Annotated in this window: 17 protein-coding genes, 4 pseudogenes and 1 riboswitch; of the genes and pseudogenes, 11 read left to right on the forward strand and 10 right to left on the reverse strand. The window is 71.8% G+C overall.

From position 1 onward, the window contains the following. Positions 1–35 precede the first annotated feature (35 nt). The 3 genes and pseudogenes from A2U95_RS27465 to A2U95_RS27480 all read right to left on the reverse strand — a co-directional run. Positions 36–377, reverse strand: a complete 342-nt coding sequence (locus A2U95_RS27465) for a hypothetical protein (RefSeq protein ID WP_166027904.1) — start codon at positions 375–377, stop codon at positions 36–38. A 553-nt stretch (positions 378–930) separates the two neighbouring features. After that, entirely contained in the window at positions 931–2,577 is a 1,647-nt protein-coding gene (locus A2U95_RS27475; protein WP_166027940.1) for a glycoside hydrolase family 27 protein, read from the reverse strand. A 1,929-nt stretch (positions 2,578–4,506) separates the two neighbouring features. After that, positions 4,507–4,779, reverse strand: a pseudogene (locus tag A2U95_RS27480) (glycosyl hydrolase family 65 domain-containing protein); the annotation flags it as partial. 3 nt (positions 4,780–4,782) lie between these two features. Here A2U95_RS27480 and A2U95_RS27485 point away from each other — a divergent pair. Together A2U95_RS27485 and A2U95_RS27490 are read left to right on the forward strand one after the other, a co-directional pair. After that, positions 4,783–4,959 (forward strand): annotated as a pseudogene (locus tag A2U95_RS27485) (transposase family protein); the annotation flags it as partial. A 222-nt stretch (positions 4,960–5,181) separates the two neighbouring features. Further along, positions 5,182–6,258, forward strand: coding sequence for a PP2C family protein-serine/threonine phosphatase (locus tag A2U95_RS27490; RefSeq protein WP_420857061.1), 1,077 nt, complete (start codon positions 5,182–5,184; stop codon positions 6,256–6,258). Positions 6,259–6,616: 358 nt separating this feature from the next. On the opposite strand, the gene A2U95_RS27495 is transcribed toward A2U95_RS27490, so the two are convergent. Further along, positions 6,617–7,849, reverse strand: a complete 1,233-nt coding sequence (locus A2U95_RS27495) for a cytochrome P450 family protein (RefSeq protein ID WP_240958315.1) — start codon at positions 7,847–7,849, stop codon at positions 6,617–6,619. 535 nt (positions 7,850–8,384) lie between these two features. Between A2U95_RS27495 and A2U95_RS27500 the strand changes: the two genes are divergently transcribed. Next, complete coding sequence (locus A2U95_RS27500; protein WP_166027946.1) at positions 8,385–9,095, forward strand: hypothetical protein; 711 nt, start codon at positions 8,385–8,387, stop codon at positions 9,093–9,095. A gap of 16 nt (positions 9,096–9,111) precedes the next feature. Here the strand turns inward: A2U95_RS27500 and A2U95_RS27505 are convergent, their stop codons facing one another. Beyond that, positions 9,112–9,243, reverse strand: a complete 132-nt coding sequence (locus A2U95_RS27505; RefSeq protein ID WP_166027948.1) for a sporulation protein — start codon at positions 9,241–9,243, stop codon at positions 9,112–9,114. Between the two features lie 79 nt (positions 9,244–9,322). Next, positions 9,323–9,541: a hypothetical protein gene (locus A2U95_RS27510; protein ID WP_166027950.1), complete on the reverse strand. Its 219-nt coding sequence runs from the start codon at positions 9,539–9,541 to the stop codon at positions 9,323–9,325. 415 nt (positions 9,542–9,956) lie between these two features. On the opposite strand from A2U95_RS27510, the gene A2U95_RS27515 reads away from it, so the two are divergent. From A2U95_RS27515 to A2U95_RS27540, 6 genes are all read left to right on the forward strand, one after another. Then, positions 9,957–11,291 carry a hemolysin family protein gene (locus tag A2U95_RS27515; RefSeq protein WP_166027952.1) on the forward strand — a complete coding sequence of 445 codons (1,335 nt, stop codon included), beginning with the start codon at positions 9,957–9,959 and terminating at the stop codon, positions 11,289–11,291. Continuing rightward, positions 11,288–12,304, forward strand: a complete 1,017-nt coding sequence (locus A2U95_RS27520; protein ID WP_166027954.1) for a hemolysin family protein — start codon at positions 11,288–11,290, stop codon at positions 12,302–12,304. Before A2U95_RS27515 ends, A2U95_RS27520 begins: the two co-directional genes overlap by 4 nt. Positions 12,305–12,520: 216 nt before the next feature. Then, positions 12,521–12,724, forward strand: coding sequence for a cold-shock protein (locus A2U95_RS27525; RefSeq protein WP_031139796.1), 204 nt, complete (start codon positions 12,521–12,523; stop codon positions 12,722–12,724). A gap of 380 nt (positions 12,725–13,104) precedes the next feature. Next, positions 13,105–14,121, forward strand: a complete 1,017-nt coding sequence (locus A2U95_RS27530) for a ferric reductase-like transmembrane domain-containing protein (protein ID WP_166027956.1) — start codon at positions 13,105–13,107, stop codon at positions 14,119–14,121. 763 nt (positions 14,122–14,884) lie between these two features. Next, a complete protein-coding gene (locus tag A2U95_RS27535) occupies positions 14,885–16,324 on the forward strand; it encodes a PepSY-associated TM helix domain-containing protein (RefSeq protein WP_166027958.1) in 1,440 nt (479 codons plus the stop codon). Between the two features lie 130 nt (positions 16,325–16,454). After that, positions 16,455–16,578, forward strand: a riboswitch (cobalamin riboswitch). 60 nt (positions 16,579–16,638) lie between these two features. Beyond that, positions 16,639–17,043, forward strand: coding sequence for a (2Fe-2S) ferredoxin domain-containing protein (locus A2U95_RS27540; protein WP_476756114.1), 405 nt, complete (start codon positions 16,639–16,641; stop codon positions 17,041–17,043). 318 nt (positions 17,044–17,361) lie between these two features. Here the strand turns inward: A2U95_RS27540 and A2U95_RS27545 are convergent, their stop codons facing one another. After that, complete coding sequence (locus tag A2U95_RS27545; protein WP_166027960.1) at positions 17,362–17,556, reverse strand: hypothetical protein; 195 nt, start codon at positions 17,554–17,556, stop codon at positions 17,362–17,364. Positions 17,557–17,917: 361 nt separating this feature from the next. Here A2U95_RS27545 and A2U95_RS27550 point away from each other — a divergent pair, with 361 nt between their 5' ends. Together A2U95_RS27550 and A2U95_RS27555 are read left to right on the forward strand one after the other, a co-directional pair. Beyond that, entirely contained in the window at positions 17,918–18,211 is a 294-nt protein-coding gene (locus A2U95_RS27550) for a hypothetical protein (RefSeq protein WP_166027962.1), read from the forward strand. Further along, positions 18,208–18,453, forward strand: a complete 246-nt coding sequence (locus tag A2U95_RS27555) for a hypothetical protein (RefSeq protein ID WP_166027963.1) — start codon at positions 18,208–18,210, stop codon at positions 18,451–18,453. Before A2U95_RS27550 ends, A2U95_RS27555 begins: the two co-directional genes overlap by 4 nt. A gap of 217 nt (positions 18,454–18,670) precedes the next feature. Here the strand turns inward: A2U95_RS27555 and A2U95_RS33460 are convergent. The 3 genes and pseudogenes from A2U95_RS33460 to A2U95_RS33050 form a co-directional block, all read right to left on the reverse strand. Then, positions 18,671–18,814, reverse strand: a pseudogene (locus A2U95_RS33460) (Lsr2 family DNA-binding protein); the annotation flags it as partial. A gap of 69 nt (positions 18,815–18,883) precedes the next feature. Further along, positions 18,884–19,540: pseudogene (locus A2U95_RS33465) on the reverse strand (SMI1/KNR4 family protein); the annotation flags it as partial. Positions 19,541–19,733: 193 nt separating this feature from the next. Continuing rightward, complete coding sequence (locus tag A2U95_RS33050) at positions 19,734–20,381, reverse strand: DUF6518 family protein (protein WP_166027965.1); 648 nt, start codon at positions 20,379–20,381, stop codon at positions 19,734–19,736. Positions 20,382–21,158 lie beyond the last annotated feature (777 nt).

Consider the following 21,158-nt stretch of genomic DNA (forward strand, 5'->3'; position numbering starts at 1 on the left):
CCCTTCGGGCAGGCCGGCTGTTCTTGCTGTGCTGGTCAGGTGCGGGCCAGAGGCGCGCGTACGGCCTTGGTGCCGGTGGACTCCTCGAGAGAGATCGCTTGATCGACGAGCCACACGCCCTGTTCGTCCTGTACGAGCCGTAGCGCCATGTGGTGAGGCGCGTAACCGGCGTCGGTGGTCACCCGCAGTCCGATGCCCGCCGGATGCCGGCCACGGGCTTCGACCTCGACGGCATCAGCGGTGATCACCCACACGTCGGCGGCCCGGGCGGCGCCGGCCGGGCCGCGTTCGGTGCTGCGCGCGGCGGCGTCCAGGAGCAGCGGCAGCACCCGGTCGAGCCGGGCGTAGTCGCCGGCCGGATGTCCTGTGTCCCGCACGCGGCCTTGGCCGCGTGCGGGACACAGCAGTGGTCGCGGGCGACGGTTCCCTGCCGGGCCCAGCGGTCCGTGGTGGTGCTCCACGAGGGTACGAGAAGCGCCCAGGCGTCGGCGCTCGCCCAGCTGAACGTGGCGAGGCTCATCGGGGAGCCGTGATCGGTCCAGTTGGTCATGCCGGAGGACGGGAGGACGGGTACACCCGCCACTCCTTCATGGCGAACCAGGTGGAGCCGTCCTCGTCGTGGCCGGTGTACGGGTACACCCGGCCGTTGTGGACCAGGGGGGCGGATCTGCGGTGTGGACGGTCTGGACGAGGGGGTTGTCCGCCCGGGCGACGGACGGCTGGAACAGGGCCGGGAAGCACACGAGTCCGAGCAGCCGGGCGGGACCGCGACGGGAGACCCGCATGGAGCGGAGCGATGACGGATGCGACACCGGTCGTCCTCCCCCGGTGTGGGGGGGTGCGGGTGCGCGACGAGCACGGCGACGGCCGGGCAGGGGCCGCGCCGCCGGGAGGACCGGTCGGCGCGGGCGCCCTGCGGCGGTCACCTCGTCAGGTGCGGCTCCACTTCTGGTTGCTCTGTCCGTTGCAGCTCCACAGGACGAGTCGGCTTCCGTTCGCCGTGGCGGCCCCCTCGACGTCCAGGCAGAGGCCGGAGAGGGTGTTGCGGATCGACCCGTCGGAGGCCAGGGTCCACTTCTGGTTGTCCTGGCCGTTGCACGGCCAGATGATCACCCGGGTGCCGTTGGTGGTGCCCCGCTCGTAGGCGTCGAGGCACTTGTCCCCGAACACCCGGATCTCACCGCCCGCCCACGTCGTCCACAGCTGGTTGGCGGCGGTGTGGCAGTCCCAGACGAGGACGGCCGAGCCGGAGGCGGTGGACGCGTTGTCCACGTCGACGCAGCGGCCGGAGCCGGTGCCGCGCAGCCGCGAGGTCTGGCTGGCCAACGGCGTGCCGCCGGACACGCGGAACACGGCGATGCCGTGGGAGGGGACCGAGGCGGAGATCTGGCCGTTGCTCGTCGAGGTGGCGCCGGTCCACAGGTCGGTGAGGGTGAACGGGCCGCCGGACAGCCCGATCTGGGCCGCGGTGGTGCTCACGGTCGCGGTGGAGCCGCCGCGGTTGAACAGCCCCACGGCCACCGAGCCGTCGGACAGCGGTTTGGCGAAGACCTCGGTGTTCCCGTCGTCGCGCACCCGCCGTCCGCCGGCGCCCAGGGAGTCCTGGTTGACCGCGATCAGCCGCGAGTTGCGCAGGACGGCGCTGATGTCTGCGGACATCGACCGCACGTCGTTGCCGGCCATCAGCGGCGAGCCCATGAGCGCCCACAGCGCGAAGTGCGATCGCGACTGGTTCAGGGTGAGTCCGGGCCGTCCGACCACCAGCATGTCCGGGTCGTTCCAGTGCCCGGGACCGGACTGTGCGGCCAGGGGCGCCGTGACGTCCAGGACGTTGCCCACGCCCATCGGGTAGCTGTTGACGTTGCCGTTCTGCCAGATGTCCAGCAGGTCCTCGGTGGTGCGCCACATGTCGGCGACCTCGCCCCAGTTGTACTTGTCGCCGGTGATGGCGTGGTAGCTGTTGGGGTTGATGCTGTAGACGATCGGACGCCCCGTGGCGCGCAGCGCGTCCCGCATGATCCCGAACCGGGCGACCTGCTCGTCGCGGGTGCCGTTCCTGGAGCACCAGTCGTACTTGAGGTAGTCCACGCCCCAGGAGGCGAAGGTGCGGGCGTCCTGTGCCTCGTGGCCGAGGCTGCCGGTGGCTCCGGGGAAGGCGCCGCTGCCCTGGGCGCAGGTCTTCTCGTTCGGCGCCTGGTAGATGCCGAACTTCAGGCCGAGGGAGTGGATGTGATCCCCGAGCGCCTTCATGCCGCTGGGGAACTTGGTGGGGTGCGCGCGCAGGTTGCCCTGGGCGTCGCGCTGCGGGTCGAACCAGCAGTCGTCGACGACCACGTACCGGTAGCCCGCGTCCCGCATCCCGGAGGAGGCCATCGCCTCGGCGGCCTGGCGGACCTGTGTCTCGGTGATCTGGCAGCCGAAGCTGTTCCAGCTGTTCCACCCCATCGGCGGGGTGAGGGCCGGGCTGCCGGGGGCGGCCTGCGCCTCGGGCGCCTGGGGCGAGGCCACCAGGAGAGCCAGTACGGCGGCCATGGTGGCGAGGAGGCATGACAGCCGCCTGGGTAACCGTTCGGTCATCGTCGTCCCTTCGACATCGGGCGCTCCGTCGGCGCGTGGCGTCGGCGAGGCGTCCCGGAAGCGGTCGGTACCCGGCGGGGGCCGCCGCTCCGAGCGAGCACGAGCGGCTGCCGGGCATGCCGGAGGCCTCGTCCGCAGGGGTGTCGACTGCCGACGAGCCGGGTGGGCGGGGTCGGACTGTGCGGTTTCATTGTTACCGCTAACACGCACGGCCAGCCAGGTGCGTGACGTCAAAATCACCGCCCGGCGCCGAGAGCCGCTGCCGTTATGGCCGCTGAGCTGCGGCTGATGATGTTCCTCGTTTCCGGCGGAGGCAAGCCCGGCGGGCCGCCGACCAGGGCAGCCAAGCCGTCTTGTTACCGCTAACACCGGCACCCGGGCAGGTGACCCGGCCGGGCACCTCGCGCCGTACGCGACCGCGGTGCGAGGCCCGCCGTCACCACACGGGCGCTTTCCCCCGCGCGATGCCGCCCGCCACCGTCGGCAGTGGACCTGACGAGGCGTCGACGTCTTGCCGAACGTCGCGCTGCCGCCCACAGGGCTTCTCATCGAGATGTCTGGATGCGCTGGTCAAAACTGGCCCGATCCACTGCTCTTTGCGGGGCTCTCGCTGAGACATCAGGTGAATATCAGTGCGGCCTCGTGAGGGGAGATACCTGTTCACTGTGGCGAGATTCGGCACGTGCTCCGCGTCGCTGCGGGCGAGGTTCACCCGTTTCGTGCGCGGCTCGGGAGCACGGGAGCGGCGGGCGGACGACGGGGGCGTGCGGCTCACGCCAGGGTCTTTCCCGCCCTTCCCGAAAATGGTCCGGTTCGTGCTCGAACCGGCCGGCGGAAAGTGCGGCCCCCGGATGCGGGGCATCGCGGGGCACGTCAGCAATCCGGGTGTTTCTGGAACAGAAACATATAACTTGCTCCGCTCAGCGGCCTTCTCCAGACACACATGGGTGCGGTCCGACTTCTGCCGCGCGGCGGCGTTCACCCGGGCAGAAATCCCTCTGTGGGTACTGTGCACGGCGGACGGCAAGCGGCCTGTAATTGCCCGGAACCCCACTCTTCCGGCGTTACGGCCACCGACCAGATCCTGAAGCGGGTCCGGGAACTCCACGCGGCCGAATTGGCCCGCCCTGGCGCCGCTCGCCGAACTCGTGATCCTGCGCGAAGAGCTCCAGCGCCGAATCGCCGAGACCGACGACGCGTACGGCCGCGCCGACGCTGAGGCCGCCGGCCGGTCCGCCGTCGAACTCGCCGGCATCGGCGCCGAAACACCGGTCGGGCCTTCGCCGAAGCCTGCCGCCGAGCCCGCGCGCCCACCGGTCCGGGAGCGCGACCGGCAGCTCGGCGGACAACGCACTCGCCCAGTCCTTCGACGCGACGTTCGCACGCGAAATCCTCCAGCACCGCAAGCACCGGGCCGACGAGCGCGAGACCCGGCTCGAGGTGCTCCGACGACCGCCTCCGTAGCCGTGTTCACCCTGCTGGGTCGCGTCGGAGAAGACCGTCATACCGCCGTGCGGCAACCCGCGCGTGCGCCACCGGGTCAGCCTGCCGTCAGAGCCGGGCGACGTCCGGCGGCGTGCCGCCAGGCATCGCGTGCGGGGGCTGTGTGCGGCACTGCTCGGTGTCGCAATGCTCCTCCTCTATGTCGGAGGGTTGTCCATGGTGCCGGACCTGTTCGAGGGCGAGGAGGCGTTCGGCACCGCGGCCACCCGCACCGCCCCGTCCCTCTGCCGCGGCAAGCGCGGACAGGTCATGCAGGCACATCGCGAAGGCGTGGAAGGCCGGCTCGGCGCGCCCGGCCCGGTCCTGTGCGCCGCGGAACACCGACTCGCCGCGCTCCCGCCTCCGGGCAGGACGATCACGGGCGTTTTCCGGGTGCCGGCTCGCATGACGGCCCTCGGCCCGGGGGCGTGTGGCGCGCCGTGTCGCTCATCCTTCCGGCAGCAGGAGCGTGCACGTTTCCCCCGGTGCGACGGTGACGGCCCGATCGGGCAGGACCACATGAATCGGGGATTCCGCCGAATCGGGCACGCCTATTCGCAACTGTCTGTTGCGCAGTCGCACACCGATGCCCCGGTGACCGCGGTAGCGCAGTGAGAACCCGTATTCCGACGGCGCCGGAAGCGGCACGGGGTCCAGCCGGAGGGCGTCCTCCCGGGTCTCCGGCCCGGTCAGGCCGCGCTGCACCTGGTCCGGTGTTCCGGGCTCCGTCAGTCCCGCCGGGAGTTCGGCACCCGGTGGCGACGTCTGGGTCCGGGCCGGCAGGCCCTGCTCACGCTCGCCCATCTCCGCAACGGCCACCCGTGCGCCCGGCTCGCAGCCGGATCCGGTATCGGGACCACCACCGCCCACCGATGCGTCGCCGAGGCAAAAAGGCTCGTCGTCCCGTACCGATGGACCTCGATCGCGTGCTGCCGAACTTCGGCGGACGCGCGTTCGTGTCACCGAACTTTGATCATGGTGTTCAAGGGCTCGACGAGGTGAGGGCTGCTCGAGGGGCGGAGCCTCAGGTCTGCTGGTGCGGGCGGGGCAACGGCGGTGTAGAGAGGAAGCATGTCCCGAGGTCCCGGCGAACCAGGTCAGCGAACGCGTGCGGGCAGAGCCATGATCGCGATCCCGGTCGTGTGGATCGTCGTGGTGTCCGTGATCGACATCCTCGCCCCGCCCCACATCCATCTGGGGCCGCTGCTCGTCGCGGCCCCGGCCATCACCCCGTCGTTCGGCGGGCCGCGGACGGTCGGGCTGGTGGCCGCACTCGCGGTGATCGCACAGACGGTGATCGGTGTGGTGCGCGATCCCAAGGACCTGCTCTCGGCCAACCACGAGGCGCAGATCCTTGCCCTGGTGGTGGTCGGCATCAGTCTGGTCGTCTTCTGCGTCCTGCGTGATCGTCGCGCCAAGGAACTGGAGCAGGTCCGGTACGTGTCCGAGGCCGCCCAGCGTGTGGTCCTGCCTCCACTGCCCAAACGGCTCGGACCCCTGCGCACCGCCGTCATGTACCTCGCGGCCGAGGCCGAGGCCCGGATCGGCGGAGACCTGTACGCGGCGGCGCGCACCACCTCCAGCACCCGAGTGATCGTCGGGGACGTGCGGGGCAAGGGAATGACCGCGGTCAGTGACGCGGCGCTTCTGCTCGGGGCGTTCCGTGTCGCGGCTCACCGTCAGGCGCCGCTGGACGAGTTGGCGGCCTACCTCGACCGCAGCGTGCGCTGGGACGTGATCGCGCCGGGGGAGACCGACCGCTTCGACGAAACGTTCATCACCGCCACCATCCTGGAGATCCCCGACCAGGACGCCCAAGTCCAGATGATCTCCTGCGGGCACCCGCCGCCGGTCGTCCTGAGGGAGGGCCGGCCGATGACGGTGCGTGCTCTTCGCCCCGCCCCTCCACTGGGGCTGGGTGAACTGGCGGACCCGCGGTACCACGTCGAAAGCTTCCCGTTCCGGCCGGGAGACCTCTTGCTGCTCTATACGGACGGCGTCATCGAGGCCCGAAATCCTGCCGGCACCTTCTACCCGTTGACCGAACGCATCACCGGCTGGAGGGAGGACAGCTGCGACGCCTTCCTCGACCGCTTCCGGCGCGACCTGCTGGACCATGTCGGCGGACATCTGGACGACGACGCCGTCATGATCGCCCTGGAGCGCCCCGCCGCGCACCAGCATCACCCTGTTCCCTAAGCGATCACCTGGGAAACGGCAGCCTCCGCCCAGCACCGGCCGGTGAAGGCCTGGTTCCCGCCTTTCCCGGGGATCCACGGCGCGGGATCGTCCCGGCGTGAGGACGCCGGCCGCCGCTGGACACGCGAGGGGGCTGATGGGTTACGCCGCCGTGCACCCGGTGTGGGGGCCGGCTGGACGCGTCGATGGACGACCTGGGGTGCGGCCGTGTGGGGAAGGACGTCCACCGGGTGAAAGGGCTGCGTCTGGTGTGTCCGGAGTGCGACGGTCGGGACTTCTGCCGTACGGACAGTGGGTGACGGGTCGCCGGGTGGGGCGGGAGGCACGGCCCCACCCGGCCGGCCGGTCCGGCGCGCCGCTACGCCGCGCCGTACAGGCGGACGGGCAGCTGCTCGTGCCCGTTGCTGATGAGGGAGGGCACCGGACGCAGCTCCTCCACCGGGACGGCCAGGGCCATGTCCGGGAACCGCTCGAAGAGCATGTCCAGCGCGGTGGCGACCTCCAGCCGGGCGAGAGGGGCGCCCAGGCAGAAGTGCACGCCGTGGCCGAAGGCCAGGTGGTCCTTGTCGGTCCGGGTGACGAGGAATTCGTCCGGGTCGCGGTGCCAGGAGGGGTGACGGTTGGCAGCGGCGTAGGAGGCGAGAACCGGCGCCCCTTTCGGGATCACCCGCCCGTCGGGGAGGGGCACGTCGTCGACGGCGTAGCGGAGCGGCAGGTGCTTCACCGCCGGTTCGAGACGCAGGGCCTCCTCGACCACGTCGTTCCAGCCGGCGCGGCCTTGGCGGACGTGGGCGAGCTGGTCGGGGTGGGTGAGCAGCAGGGTGACGGCCTGGTCGATGGCGTTGCCGGTGGTCTCGTACCCGGCGCTGATCATCAGCAGGAGCGTGTCGCGCAGTTCCGCGTCGCTGAGGCCGCGGTCGTCGCCCTCCTTGTCGCGGACGGCGATCAGGAAGGAGGTCAGGTCCTCGGCCGGCGCGACGCGCTTCCTCGCGATCAGCTCGTCGAGCAGCCGGTAGAGCGAGGCGGCGTTGGCGGTGGCCTCGTCGCGGCTGAGGGTGGTGGTGAACACGCCGTCGACGAGGCGGCGGAAGCCGGCACTCTGGTCCTCGGGGACGCCCATGAGCTGGGCGACCACCATGATCGGCAGCGGGAGGGCCAGCTTCTCCCGCAGGTCGACGACGTCGTCGCCCGAGGCCGCGATGTCGTCGAGGAGGCGCGTGACGAGGGCCTCGACGGCGGGGGCCAGTGCGCCGATGGGGCGGGCGCTGAAGGCGGGGGAGATCATCCGGCGCAGGCGCCGGTGGTCACCGCCGTAGGCCGTGAACATGTTCTCCACGGAGACCCAGAGGGCCAGTGGCCAGGTCGGGGCGACCGTGGCGAAGTCGGGCCAGTGGGCGCGGGCGTCCTTGGAGACATCCTTGCCCACCAGGAGCTGTCTGAGGAGGGTGGGGTCGGAGACTGACCACGCCTGTACGCCCAGGAGGTCGACGAGGGTGGCCGGGCCGCGGGCGTGCAGGGCACGGTGCTCGGCGTGCGCGTCCGAGCCGGTGGGATCCAGTACGAGTAAGGGGTCGTCGGGCTGCACGAGGATCCTTTCAGGTAGCGGTGGTCGGGAGGAGCACAGGAAGGCTTTCCAGCACGCGGGCGGAAGGAGCGGGCCGTCGGTGCCATTTCTCGGCAAAGACCGCGAAATTCGCCCTCGGGGGTGACTGATCGGCCGCTCGTGCAGTTCCGCGTGATCGCTCCCGTCTCCCCCTTGGAGCAGGCTGGCCGGGGCGGCCGTCATGGGCGGCCCGGTCCCGGCCCCGGTCTCTCCGGCCAGTACCACTGGCCGGACGGAGTGCACTCGGGTTCTCCGGCCGCCGTGGCCGGTTCCGCGGCGTTGACCTGCAGTTTCGCGTGACGTGCGTGTTCGCCGTGCGGTGGGTCCGACCGGGGGGCCGGCCGGACCGGTGGACGGCCGGCGAGGGTGCCTCGGCTCCTGCGGCCGGGGCACCGATCGCCGGGGTCTGGGGACGGACACGTTGTTCCTGCCGGAATCGGTCCGCCCCGGGCGAGGCGTCCGTGCCGCGGGCAGGAGAAAAGCGTTCGACCGTCCGGGGCGTGACGAGCCATGATCCGCACTCATGACGACGTCAAGGCAACTCCTGGTCCGGGCCGCCGCGCGCAACAACGCGGAGTGGTGCGCGGTGATGAGCCGATCGCACGGCTTGGCGGGCGAGTTCGGGGAGGATGCCTGGGCCGTCCCGGTTCGCACGCCGCTGTACTACCCCGACGCGGTGACACTGGGGCCGGGGGCCGACCCGGTCGCGCTGGTGGCCCGGATCGACACCGTCGTGCCTGGTGCCTCCGTCAAGGACAGCTTCGCCGACCTCGACCTGACCGGGTGTGGCTTCCAGGTGCTGTTCGAGGCGCAGTGGATCCACCGGCCGGCGGGTGCGCCCGCCGCCTCGTCGGATCTCGCCTGGGACGTGGTGGGCGACCCGGACGCGTTGCGCGCATGGGCGCTCGCCTGGGACGGCGGGGAGGGAAATGCGGACCTCTTCCCGCCCGGACTGCTCGATGATCCCTCGACGTTCCTGCTTGCCGCGCACTCCGCCGGCGGCGGGGTGGTCGCCGGAGCGGTGGCGAGCCTCAGCGGTCAGGTGGTCGGAATCTCCAACGTCTTCGCACTCGACGGCGGCCCTGGCGGGGCCTGGCCGGTCGTACTGGATGCCGTGCACCGGCTGTTCCCCGCTCTGCCGGTGGTCGGTTATGAGCGCGGCGACGACCTGGCGGTCGCCGTGCGCCATGGTTTCGAGCCGGTCGGCCCGCTGCGGATCTGGTGGCACGGCTGACCGGCTCCCGCGCGGGTCACCGGCTCAGGGGGATCCGCTCGATGTGGACGTCGGCGCTACCGCCCTCCAGATGCACCTGGCCCGTCAGGCTGTCGTCAGGCAGGACGACGTCCGGGCCGAGGACCGTGTCCGCGGTGGGGCCGTTCATCCGCGAGATCTGCCGGCGCGGTGCCGCGGGGTCTCCGTCCGAAGGACGCCCACGGCACCGCGCGGGCCGGGAACGGTGACTACTTCGCCGCGTCCAGCGCGGCCAGGGCCTGGGCCCAGCGGACGTACTTCAGCTCGGCGAGCTCGGCGACGGTGGTGACGCCGAACGCCTCCTCCAGCAGCTCGCCGTCACGGTCGGACACCCCCTTCAGTACCGCGACGGGGGCGGCGAGGATCTCGGCCAGCGGCTTGTCCGCCCACGTCTTGTCCAGCACCTTGTCCAGATCGATCGAAGCCACGTGTGCCCTCCCAGGCCGATAGGTGTGAGACCAGGGGTGCACGGCCGCGCGGCCGGCGGCCGCCGCCCGTAAGCGACGGCCGCGTGTGCACCCGGGGGCGGCCGGGAACGGCCCGGCCACCCCCTCGCGTTTTCTACACGACTGTAGAATCATAGGGCCGAACCGGAGGGCCGTGGGACACTCGAGGCCATGAGGGCGCCGGAAGTCCGGAAACACACCGCGACCGGTCACCCCCTGGCGGCTTTACCGTCCCTTTACCATGGGTGAGGGAAACTTCCTCTCCCGACGAAACCACTCACCATCCCCCTGCGGGGATGGATCGACGAAGGAGCAGCAGACCCGCAATGGGTGAACCTCCCAGTACGAGCCGTGCCATACCCCGCCCGACAGTGAGTGGCGAATCGGGGGTGGCACGGTGACCGAGTTGCTGCTGCTCCTGCTCGCCCTGGCGCTGACACTCGCGTGCGCGGTGTTCGTCGCGGCCGAGTTCTCCCTCACCACGGTCGAGCGCGCGGACCTCGAGCGTGCCGCGCAGGCCGGTGAGCGTGGCGCCGACAGCGCGCTGAAGGCGGTCCGGCGGCTGACCTTCCAGCTCTCCGGCGCCCAGCTGGGCATCACGGTGACCTCACTGGTGATCGGCATGCTCGCCGAGCCGTCCCTGGCCGTGCTGCTGCGCGGTCCGCTGACCGCGATCGGCCTGGGGGGCGCGGCCTCCACGATCGCCACCGTCCTCGGCGTGGCCGTGTCCACGGTGGTGCTGATGGTGGTCGGTGAGCTGGTGCCGAAGAACTGGGCGATCTCCCGGCCGCTGGCCGTGGCCAAGGTCGTCGCCACTCCGCAGCGCGGCTTCACCGCCGTCTTCGGGCCCTTCATCGAGCACCTGAACAGCACCGCGAACCGGTTCGTGCGCCGCTTCGGGCTGGAGCCGGCCGAGGAGCTGGCCCATGCCCGCAGCCCGGAGGAGCTGGTGGCCCTGGCCCGGCACTCGGCCGCCCAGGGCGCGCTGGAGGAGGACTCCGCCGAGCTGTTCGTGCGCACGCTGCACCTGGGGGAGCTGACGGCCGAGAACGTCATGACCCCCAGGGTGGACGTCCAGGCCCTCGAAGCCCACGCCACAGCTGTGGACGCGGTCAACCTCACCCACGCCACCGGCCTGTCCCGCTTTCCGGTCTACCGCGACAGCCTGGACGAGGTCATCGGCACCCTCCACATCCGCGACGTCCTGGCCCTGGACGAGGACGAGCGGCCCCTCACGCAGGTCACCGACCTGATGACGGCGCCGCTGCTGGTGCCCGACAGTCTGCCCGTGGACACCCTCCTCGCGCGGATGCGCACCGGGCGCACCATGGCCGTGGTCATCGACGAATACGGCGGCACCGCCGGCGTCGCCACGGTCGAGGACATCATCGAGGAGGTCGTCGGCGAGGTCCGCGACGAACACGACCCGGCCGAGGCCCCCGACCTGCTCCCGCGGCCCACGAGCGAAGACGGCCGCCGGGTCTGGGAGGCCGACGGCAGCATCCGCACCGACGAGCTCGCCGAGATCGGCCTGAAGGCCGAGGACGGCCCGTACGAAACCCTCGCCGGGCTGACCGCCACCCTCCTGGAGCGCATCCCCAGGCCCGGAGACACCGTGCACGTCGACGGATGGGACATCACCGTCCTCGATGTCGGCCACCACCGCGCCGACCGCCTCGTCCTCACCTCCCCCGCGACCGCGGACCGCGTCGAGCAGGAGACCGCCCGATGACCACCGTCCAGCTGCTCATCGGCGCCCTGACCCTGCTCACCAACGCCTTCTTCGTCGGCGCCGAATTCGCCCTGATCTCCGTACGCCGCAGCCAGATCGAACCCAAGGCCCAGGCCGGAAACAAGCGCGCCCGCACCACACTGTGGGGCATCGAACACCTGTCGGCGATGATGGCCACCGCCCAGCTCGGCATCACCGTCTCCTCCCTCGTCCTCGGCGCCGTCGCCGAGCCGGCCATCGCCCACCTGCTGGAGCCGCCCTTCCACGCGATCGGCGTGCCCGAGGGACTCATCCACCCCATCGCCTTCGTCATCGCCCTGACCCTGGCGACCTACCTGCACATGCTCTTCGGCGAGATGATCCCCAAGAACATCGCCCTGGCCGCCCCGGCACCCACCGCGCTGTTCCTCGGCCCGCCGCTGGTAGCCCTCACCCGCGCGCTCAGGCCCGTCATCTTCGGCATCAACGCCTTCGCCAACACCCTGCTGCGCCTGCTGAAGGTCGAGCCCAAGGACGAGGTCGCCGCCGTATTCACCGACGACGAGCTCGCCCGCCTGGTCACCGACTCCAGCCAGGCCGGTCTGCTCGATCCGGCCGACGGTGAACGGCTGCGCGACGCCCTGGAACTCGGCACCCGGCCGGTCGGCGAGGTCCTGGTGCCGCTGGCCCGGATGAGCACGGTCGACCACCGCATCACCCCGGCCCAGCTGGAGAAGGCGGCCACGGGCGCCGGCTACTCCCGGATGCCCGTCGTGGGTCCCGGCGGAACGATCATGGGCTACCTGCACATCAAGGACGCCATCGGCGTGCCCGACCGGCACAGGCCCTTCCCCCGCACCGCCCTGCACCCGGTGACCCGCGTGCGGATCGACACCCCGCTCGACGACGCCCTCACCGCGATGCGGGCCAGCGGTACCCACCTCGCCGCCGTCACCGGCGACAAGGGAACCGTCATCGGTTTCGTCACCATGGAGGACGTCCTGTCCGAACTCGTCGGCCCGACCGCCGCGTGACGGCCGCGGGCCGGAGGCCGGCGCCCTGACGTCGTCCGCCACCGGACGGGCAGGCGCCGGCGCCGGCCGGGCGAGGTGACGGGTGAAGGACTGTATCGCCGGCCGGGTGAGTCCCGTGTTCCTGGGTAGAACGGCTGTTGGCTCGTGCGGTTGCGTGAGCCGGAGCACGCCCGTGCGAAGGGCTGCTCCCAGGCATGGAACGAAGGATCGACCGGTATGGCCAGCGGCACCGTGAAGTGGTTCAACGCAGAAAAGGGCTTCGGCTTCATCGAGCAGGACGGCGGAGGCCCGGACGTCTTCGCCCATTACTCCGAGATCCAGGGCAGCGGCTACCGCGAGCTGACCGAGGGTGAGCACGTCACCTTCGACATCGGCCAGGGGCAGAAGGGCCCGCAGGCCCAGAACATCGTCCGGGGCTGACCGGACACGAGGACGTGAAGGAAGGCGGCCGCCCGCACCGGGCGGTCGCCTCTCTCGTCGGACGGTGAAGACTCCGAGGCCGGCCAGGCACCGCTCGTACTCCTCCCCGCGCCCCGGGGTCCGGCCGGACAGGAGGCGCGAACCGACTGCGGACATCGGCGCGGGGTGGCTCGGACTCCGGCGGCAGGGGTGCGTCACCGGTGGTCCGGATGCCGTCGGTCGCGGACGGGGCTCCAGGACCGCACGAGTGTCCGGCCCGTCCCCAGGAACCACTCTGGCCGGTTGTGGTCTGCGTGTTCCCCGTGCGCCTCGCCCACACTGGTGCCGCCCGCCACACCCGCACACCGAGCATCGGTGTCCCGCGCTCGGGAAGGCCCAGGATGCTGCCAGAGACGACGCCGGGGGACGACGGCACGACCGTCCGGCCCGCCCGTGACCGGCGTCCCGCCGATCGCGTGACCCTGCGCTCCGACCTGCGGTCCGCGGTGCCCGACGCGACCGCCGCGGTCGTGGTCACGGCGGCCGTCTTCGTGCTCCTGTGGGCCCGCATGGAGTCGGGCGACTCGGCGACGGTCGCGGTCATGCCGTTCATGGACGACCCCGGCACGTACTGGATGTACCTGCTCAGCCAGGCCTTCGGCTGGTCGGGGCTGTTGTGGGCGTGGGGCACGGTCATGCTCGGGCTGCTGCTGTCCGGGCCGGGTCCCACCCGCCTGCCGGTCTCCCCCCAGGTCATGGAGCGCTGGCACCGCACCACGAGCCTGACCACGATGGCCCTGATGCTCGCGCACGCGCTGATGTTCGCGGCCGAGCTCGTCCGCTACGAGACCGAACTGGCGTGGGCGAGGCGGCTGTGGACGGGCTTCGCGGACAGCTTCGTGCCCGGTTGGTACGACTCCGGCACCGGACAGATCGCCATCCCCCTCGGCCAGGGGGCCCTCTATCTCGCCGTGCCGCTGGGCCTGCTGTTCTACGTCCGGCACCGCATCGGCGCCGGCACCTGGCGGCGGCTGCACCGGTTCGTCGTCGTGGTGTACGTGCTGAGCGTGTGGCACACCCTGCTGTACGGCACCAACGTCTGGTACGGCGAGTGGCCCCGCACAGCGCTGTGGCTGCTGCAGCTCCCGGTCGCCGTGCTGCTGCTCGTGCGGCTGCTGCGGCCGGCCCGCCGGGCGGAGAGGCTGGGCGCGCCGGGCAGGCGCCCGGCAGGCGGCTCTGCCCGCGGCTCTGCCCGCGGCCGGTCGCTGACGGGCTGGACGCTGCGGGCTGCGGGCCGGGCCACCGCCGCGGCCATGGTCGCCGGCCTCCTCCTGGTGGTCGTCTCCGGGCACGACGGCGGCAGGGAACGTCCCGCCGGGACGCCGGCGAGCAGCCCGCACCCCAAGGAGACGGAGTGACCGCGGGACCGGCTCCGGCAGCCCGTGCGCGACGGACCGGGTAGCGGGTTCCGGCGCTCCGCCGGAGGGCTGCTCCACGCCTGCGCGTCCCTCCTGTTCGGCGCGGCGGGACACGCGGCGGCCGGAGGCGGACTGCCCGGTGTGGAGATGGTGGCGGCCACGCTGGCCGCGCTGACGGTGCTGAGCTGCGTGTGCGCCGTCCGGGCCCGGCGGCGCCGGTTCGAGACCGCGGTCGTCGGGTCCTGGGTGCAACAGGTGCTGCTGCACCTGGCGTTCTCCACGCTGTCCGGCCGCTCCGGCACAGGACCCGGCACCGGCCCCGGCACCGGCTCCGGACCCATAGGGCACCCGGCACCCGCACCGGCCGGTGTGCACGAACACGCCAGGCCCGACGTCGTGACCTCCATGGGCGCCGCGCATCTGCTGGCCACGCTCGCGGCTGTTCCGGTGCTGTTGCACGGGGAGCGGCTGCTGCGGCGCATGATCCGGCTGCTGGCCCGGCAGCCGCACCTTCCGGCGTGTGCGACCGTGCCGCGTCCGGGAGCCGTCCGGGTGCCGGCGCCGGCCGGTCCGCCGCCCCTGTCCTTCGGTGCCCGTCTGGCCCGCGCCCGCACCAGGCGCGGACCTCCTTCGGTGATCCCGGCCGCCCGCACCGCGCGGGTCCGGCCGGACCGTTCCCGTCCGGACCGGGTCCGGACGGGACTTCGTCCTGTCCACCTTTCGCAGCGCGCCGCGCCACGGCGCGCCGGACGAGGGATCACCCATGACCACGACGGAAACCGGCCCGGTCGCCGCACCGGGCTCCGGAGGCGCGCCCGACGGCGGCCGCCCCACCCGCTCACGCCACGGCGTACGCGCCCTGATCGTGCGCCTGCACTTCTACGCCGGCGTGTTCGTCGCGCCCTTCCTGTTCGTCGCCGCCCTCACCGGGCTGCTCTACGCCTTCACACCCCAGTTCGACCAGTTGCTCTACGGTGACCGGCTCACCGTGGAGCAGGTCGGGGACGCTCCCCGCCCGCTGGCCGAGCAGATCGAGGCCGCCCGCGCCGCCCACCCCGAGGGCACGCTCGCCTCGGTGATCACACCGCCCGGCCCGGAGGACACCACCCGCGTCGTGCTCTCGCTGCCGGAGCTGGGGGAGAACCAGCGCACCGTGTTCGTCGACCCCTACACCGCCGAGGTGCAGGGCGAGCTGACGACCTGGTGGGGCGCCACGCCGCTCACCGCCTGGCTCGACGAGTTCCACCGGAGCCTCCACCTCGGCGAGTTCGGCACCCTCTACTCCGAACTCGCGGCGAGCTGGCTGTGGGTCGTGGCCGCCGGGGGCCTGGTGCTGTGGACCGGACGCGCCCGGGGACAGCGCGCCGCCTCCGCCCGCGGTGTCCTGTTCCCCGACCGTTCCGCCGGTGGCGTCCGCCGGACCCGGAGCCTGCACGCCGCGACCGGAGTCTGGCTGTCGCTGGGCCTGTTCTTCCTCAGCGCCACCGGCCTGACCTGGTCGGAGTACGCGGGCGCGCGGTTCGACCAGGCGGTCGACGCGGTCCGGGGTCAGGCGCCGGTGCTCGACACCAGACTGCCCGGATCGGCTCCGGCCGACGGCGGCGGTGAGCACGCGGGCCACCACGCCGGCGGTGGCGGTGACACGGCCGGCGTCGCGCCGGAGGACTTCGGCACCGCGCTGCGGACGGCCCGGGACGCGGGTCTCGACGGGACCGTCGTCGTCACCCCGCCGACGGGAGAAGGCATGGCCTGGACCGTGACCCAGAGCGACAACACCTGGCCGGTCCACTACGACGGCGTCGCCGTCGACGTCATGGAGGCGGAGGTCACCGACCGCACCCGCTGGGCCGACCACCCGCTCGCCGCGAAGCTGAGCAAGCTCGGCGTCCAGGGCCACATGGGGGTGCTCTTCGGCATCGTCAACCAGGTCGTCCTGGCGGCGATCGCCGTCGGCCTGATGTGCGTGATGTTCTGGGGCTACCGCATGTGGTGGCAGCGCCGGCCCACCCGTGACGGCCGGCGGGCGGCGTTCGGCAGACCGCCGGCCCGTGGAACCTGGCGGAGTCTGCCGTGGCCGGTCCTGCTCGTCGGCATACCGGTGGTTACGGCCGTCGGCTGGGCGCTGCCGGTGTTCGGGGTGACGCTGCTGGCGTTCCTCGTCGTGGACGTCGTTGTGGGCGTCCTCCGCGGACAGCGGTCCTGAACTAGTGGTCGCGGGGACCTCGAGGTCCCCGCGACCACCGGCGTGCCCACCCGGGCGGCGAGGACGAGGGCCCTCATGTCCGAGTGTCCTGCCGGTGGGATGATGGCCGGTGACAGGGCGACGGCGGTCCGAGGAAGCCGGTGTGAATCCGGCGCGGTCCCGCCACTGTGATCGGCGAGCGGACCCGGAAGCGCCACTGCCCGCGAAGCGGGTGGGAAGGCCGGAAAAGCGTCGACCCGAGAGCCAGGAGACTCACGCGGTCGCCTCCTCGACGAACACCGGGGCGGATCTCCCCGGAGAGAGGAAGGCTCGGCATGCCCGAGTGGCCCCGGGGAACGGGACCTGACGGTCCGTCGAAGCACACCGCGCCCGCACCGGTTCCCTGCCGGATGGTCGTCTGCCGCGACTGCTGCTGCGGCAGTCCGAAGGTGAGGGGTGTCGATCACGCGCAGCAGACCGCACGACTGCGGCAGGTCGCGCCCGTGCAGGTCTCGGACTGCCTGGACGTCTGCGACCAGGCCAACGTCGTCGTCGTGCGGCCCTCGGCCGCCGGACGGGCGGCCGGCGCCCGGCCGGTGTGGCTGGGCCTGGTGAACGACCCGGACGCGACCGAGGACATCGCCGCCTGGGTGAGCGCCGGGGGCCCCGGGGTGGTTCCACGCCCGGCGATCCTCGACCTCTACGTCTTCCAGCCCCCGCGCCGCGCCACCGGTCCCTGACCGGCCCGGGTCGTGGCCTCCCGGCCCGCTCGTCCTGTGGGCGGGAGGACGCGCGCAAACGAGGGAGGAGGCGGCCTGCGCCGGTGGGGGCGATGCCTCCGTCGGTGCAGGCCTGCCCACCGGCGATGCGCCCGCATCCGGTCGGTCGAGTTCCTTTGGCTCATGTGCGGCCGGCGGTCCGGATGCTCGGCGAATGAACTTGCTCCGCTTCGGCGGACAGGGTGGTTGTGCCGGTCAGGCCTCGGGGGCGGCGTCGTAGTCGGCGGGGCCGCGACAGTCCAGGGCACCGTGCAGTCGGCGGGCGCGGCGGCGCCCGCCCTACGCCACGGCGCCGTGCCCTGCCTCGCCCGGGTTCCCCGCCCGCCGGCCGGGTTCGGTCTCGTCCAGTTCCCAGTGGTGCCGGCACTCATCGCACCGGTACACCACCAGGCCCGCATCCACCGTCAGCGTCTCCTCGGTCGGGCAGCGGGTGCCGTCCCCGCGGCCCTCACACTCCTGAGCCCAAGCCCCCATGCATCGACCATGCGCGGCCCCGGCACGGTCCGGGAGAGAGCCCGCAGGGGCGCACGGCGGCTCGGCCCGGCAAGATGTCACACGGCCCGCCCGGTGCCCCTCGCAGCCCTTCCGTAGGGCGACGGAGCAGTGAGGAACGCTCCTTGCAGCTCAGCCACTACGGCAGTGTCCGCCGGGCACACCGAAACGCTGCGGGCTGACCCAACCGGGATTCAGGGTTCATGAATTCCCGTCCGAGAACTCCCGCCCGTACCCACATACGGACGTCCGTAGGCGAACTCATCCCTCCCGTAGCAACCAATCCGCTACGGTAAAACCCGTCAGGAATGAACTGGTAACCGTGAACCGCCCCGGAGGCAGCATGAGCGAGCAGCCGTGGACGATCGACTCAATCGCTCACGCTCTCCCGCACCCCGTTACCCGGCAGAAGTTCCTCACCGAGGCCAACCTCACCCCCGTCGACCAGCTCCCGACCGTCCTTGCCCGATGGGTGCGGTTCATCGAGCAGTGGGAGTCCGGACGTGAGCACGCCGAACACCTTCGTGATCACTTCAGGGAGTTCGGTCGCCTGCCCGCCGAATACGCGGCTACCGTCATCGACATGAACGATCAGCTTCAGGAGGACGCGCAGCCGCCGCACCGAGGGGCAGCGTGACCTACCAGGCCCTCTGGGGCCTCGACGCCTACCGGGACTACCAGCGACTGCCCGAGCACGCCCGCGCCGAAGTCGCCCGCTGCGTCATCGACGCCCAGCACGACCCGTACACCGCCTCGACCTCCTACGGTGTGGACGACGGCATCATGCGCACCCTGGCCTACGGATACGCGGTGCTGGCCATCCTGATCGACGCGAACCACAAGGCGTTCACCGTGGTACGGCTCGACTACGTCGGCTGACCCGCGCCGGGCGTAAGAGGGCGCACCTCGTCGTCGTTGCCCAGGGCATGACCAGGTCCGGCGAGAAGGCCGACCGGCCCACCCTTGGCCGAGGCGGACGTCGGCCACCACCGGGCCGTTGCCACCAGATGCGACAAGGTCGCGGTCCGCCACGAGGCGACGGTCCTCATCACCGCAATCAATGACCGGCTGTGACCGGCGCCTTCCGAGCCGGCGCTCACCGTGATGCTTCGTATGCCTCGCGAATGGCTGCGGGGACACGTCCGCGGTCGTTGACCGGGTAGCCGTTCGCACGAGCCCAGACGCGTACGGGTTCATCCTCCGGACGCGGATCGCGCCCGCGGACCCTGCCAGGTCCGCCCCAGGCGCCCGAGGAAACTCCCTCGAGCTGGTCGGCCACGTCCTGGAAGAAGGCGAACAACGAGGCGTACTCGCGTTCTTCGGGGAACGACCCCTCCCTCCACGACCCCACCGTACCGGTGCTCGTGTTCACGAACGTCCCATGGACACCGTCGCGCTCCGAGACGATCGGCACCCACTCCCTGCGCCAGGACGGGTGGTCGGTGCCTCCGGACGGCGCCGATTCCTCCGTGGCCATCTTGTGGAGGTAGACCCGCTCGAGGTCCATGAGGCCCAGCAGGAGTCCGCCACCGGGGAGGACGCCCGGGCAGCCCAGCGCCACCAGAGCCGATCCGGTACGAGGCTGCCGGCCCGCATCGATGTCGTGCGTCAGAAGCCACTGCCGCAGCTGCTCCGGCAGTTCCAGGCCCATGCGCAGTTCGGCGTCACGGATGGCCGCCGGGCTCCCCGGGCCTCCGAGAGCGGCGAACACCTCAGGAGCATGATGCTCGAGCCACGCGGTCACCCGGCTCCACGCATGCCGCACGCCTTCTGCCCTTTGATGGTCCATGGACAGACGACCGTACTCAATGCCGAGGACAGCGCATGTCCCAGCCGCGTCGTCGTACGCCAGTCGCGACGCCCAGCACTCCGGCCACTTCCGGTACGCGCTCCAGCTCACCCCGTTCACCATCGGCGGCATCCCGTAAGCCGGCCGGTACGGCTCGACCGGCCGGAGCGGGCGCATCCGCCCCGGTGACGCCTTCTCCCACAACGGTCCCCTGGGCCTGTCCACGAAAACGACGGTCGACGTGGACAGGCCTTCAACTGCGGGCAGGAGCCACCACCACCTCACCGACGGAACCGGCCGCGCCTCGGAGCCGCGGGCGCGGCCGAGGGAACAGTCGTTCCGGTTCCGGGCCGGGGTGGCGGAGGAAGTGTCAGCCGAGGAGCGTCGTCAGGATCAGCTGGTAGAAGAGGAGGTAGGCCAGCAGCGAGAAGGGAACGGCGGTCAGGAGGGTCAGTGCGCGTTCCTTGAGGGTGCGGCCCATGAGCAGCGACACGAGGATCGCGACGGCGAGGCACGCCCACGCCTGGGGGGCGTAGTGCAGGACCCAGGCGTAGTGGAGGGCCTCCGTGCCGAAGACGCCCGCGAGGGCGGCGAGGCCGATGACGCGGTGGCGCGGGTCGGCGCCTCGCCACCAGGAACCCGCCACCCCGAACAGGGGGCCGGCCATGAACGCCATCCCCAGCCAGACCAGGGGAGCGAACAGGGAGCCCATGCCGTCGCGCGCGATTTCCGCGTAGGCGTAGTAACCGACGACGAGACCGGACTCGGCGCACAGACCCGCGACGGCGGCCGCGGGCAGGCCGGCCCGCCGGGCCATCAGCGCGCCGGCGGCGAACGCGGCGACGGACCAGACCGCACCGGAGTTGGCGATCTGGTTCCAGGCCCCCGGCAGCCAGCCCTGGGCCAGGTTGGTCAGTACGCCGAGAAGGAGCCCGCCGGCGAACGCCGACGCCGTGGCGGAGACCCGGACCCTTCCTCTCGTGCCGGGCACGGAGGCGGGGACAGGGGATGTGTCCATGGTGGTGCTCACCGTCTTTTCCGAGGCTTGCGGGGCTCACGCCCCCTGGTGCGGTGGTAAGGACGCACGGGTGCGGTGTCGCGTTGCTCCGACCTGCACGGTCTCGGAGCGATGTCCCCCGGCATACCGAGAGGGAGTCCACCCCGGGCGTTCACAGCTGTTCGAATGCTGCGGCTGAGGGCGACACCGGTCGCCCGGGCCGGCGGGGGCACTCAGCGGGGCTTGCTCGATGCGCCGGAGAGCGCGGCCACCACCAGGGCCAGGGCGCTGGCTGTGGTCAGCAGAACGTTCAGCATGTCTCTGCGACTGCCCCTCCGCGGCCGCGGCATATCTTGTCGGCCGTGCGGCGCCCGAACGGGCGCAGCGTGGTGGGGCGAAGCGGTGTCCGGACTTCTGCGTTCCTGTGCGTTGAACCAACGGACTGACTGATCGTTTCAAAACGAGGTTCGGAGTCGTCCCGAGCGGATGATGTCGCAAGCGAGTTGGAGGAGACCGGGGCGGAGGTCGGCGCGTATCCCGTGCGGGTGCGCAGCCGTCCGGACTGTGGAGCCGGGCGAAGTTCTGCTCGGCGACCCAGCGGGTCCTGCCCGGCCCTGAGCCGTGCGAAGTGACACGGCGGGCGATCCGAGGGCTGGGCGGGAGCAGCGGGGCGATGCGCTCACCCAGGCCATCAGGCGCGGGGTCGTCCGGCGGCCACCGCCGAATGCGCCCACGGTGTCTCACGGGAGGCCACCTGGCCCGATCCCGCCGTCCGCCCGCGAAGCGCGGGCGGACGGC

Source organism: Streptomyces chilikensis (assembly GCF_001642695.1).
Classification (GTDB): domain Bacteria; phylum Actinomycetota; class Actinomycetes; order Streptomycetales; family Streptomycetaceae; genus Streptomyces; species Streptomyces chilikensis.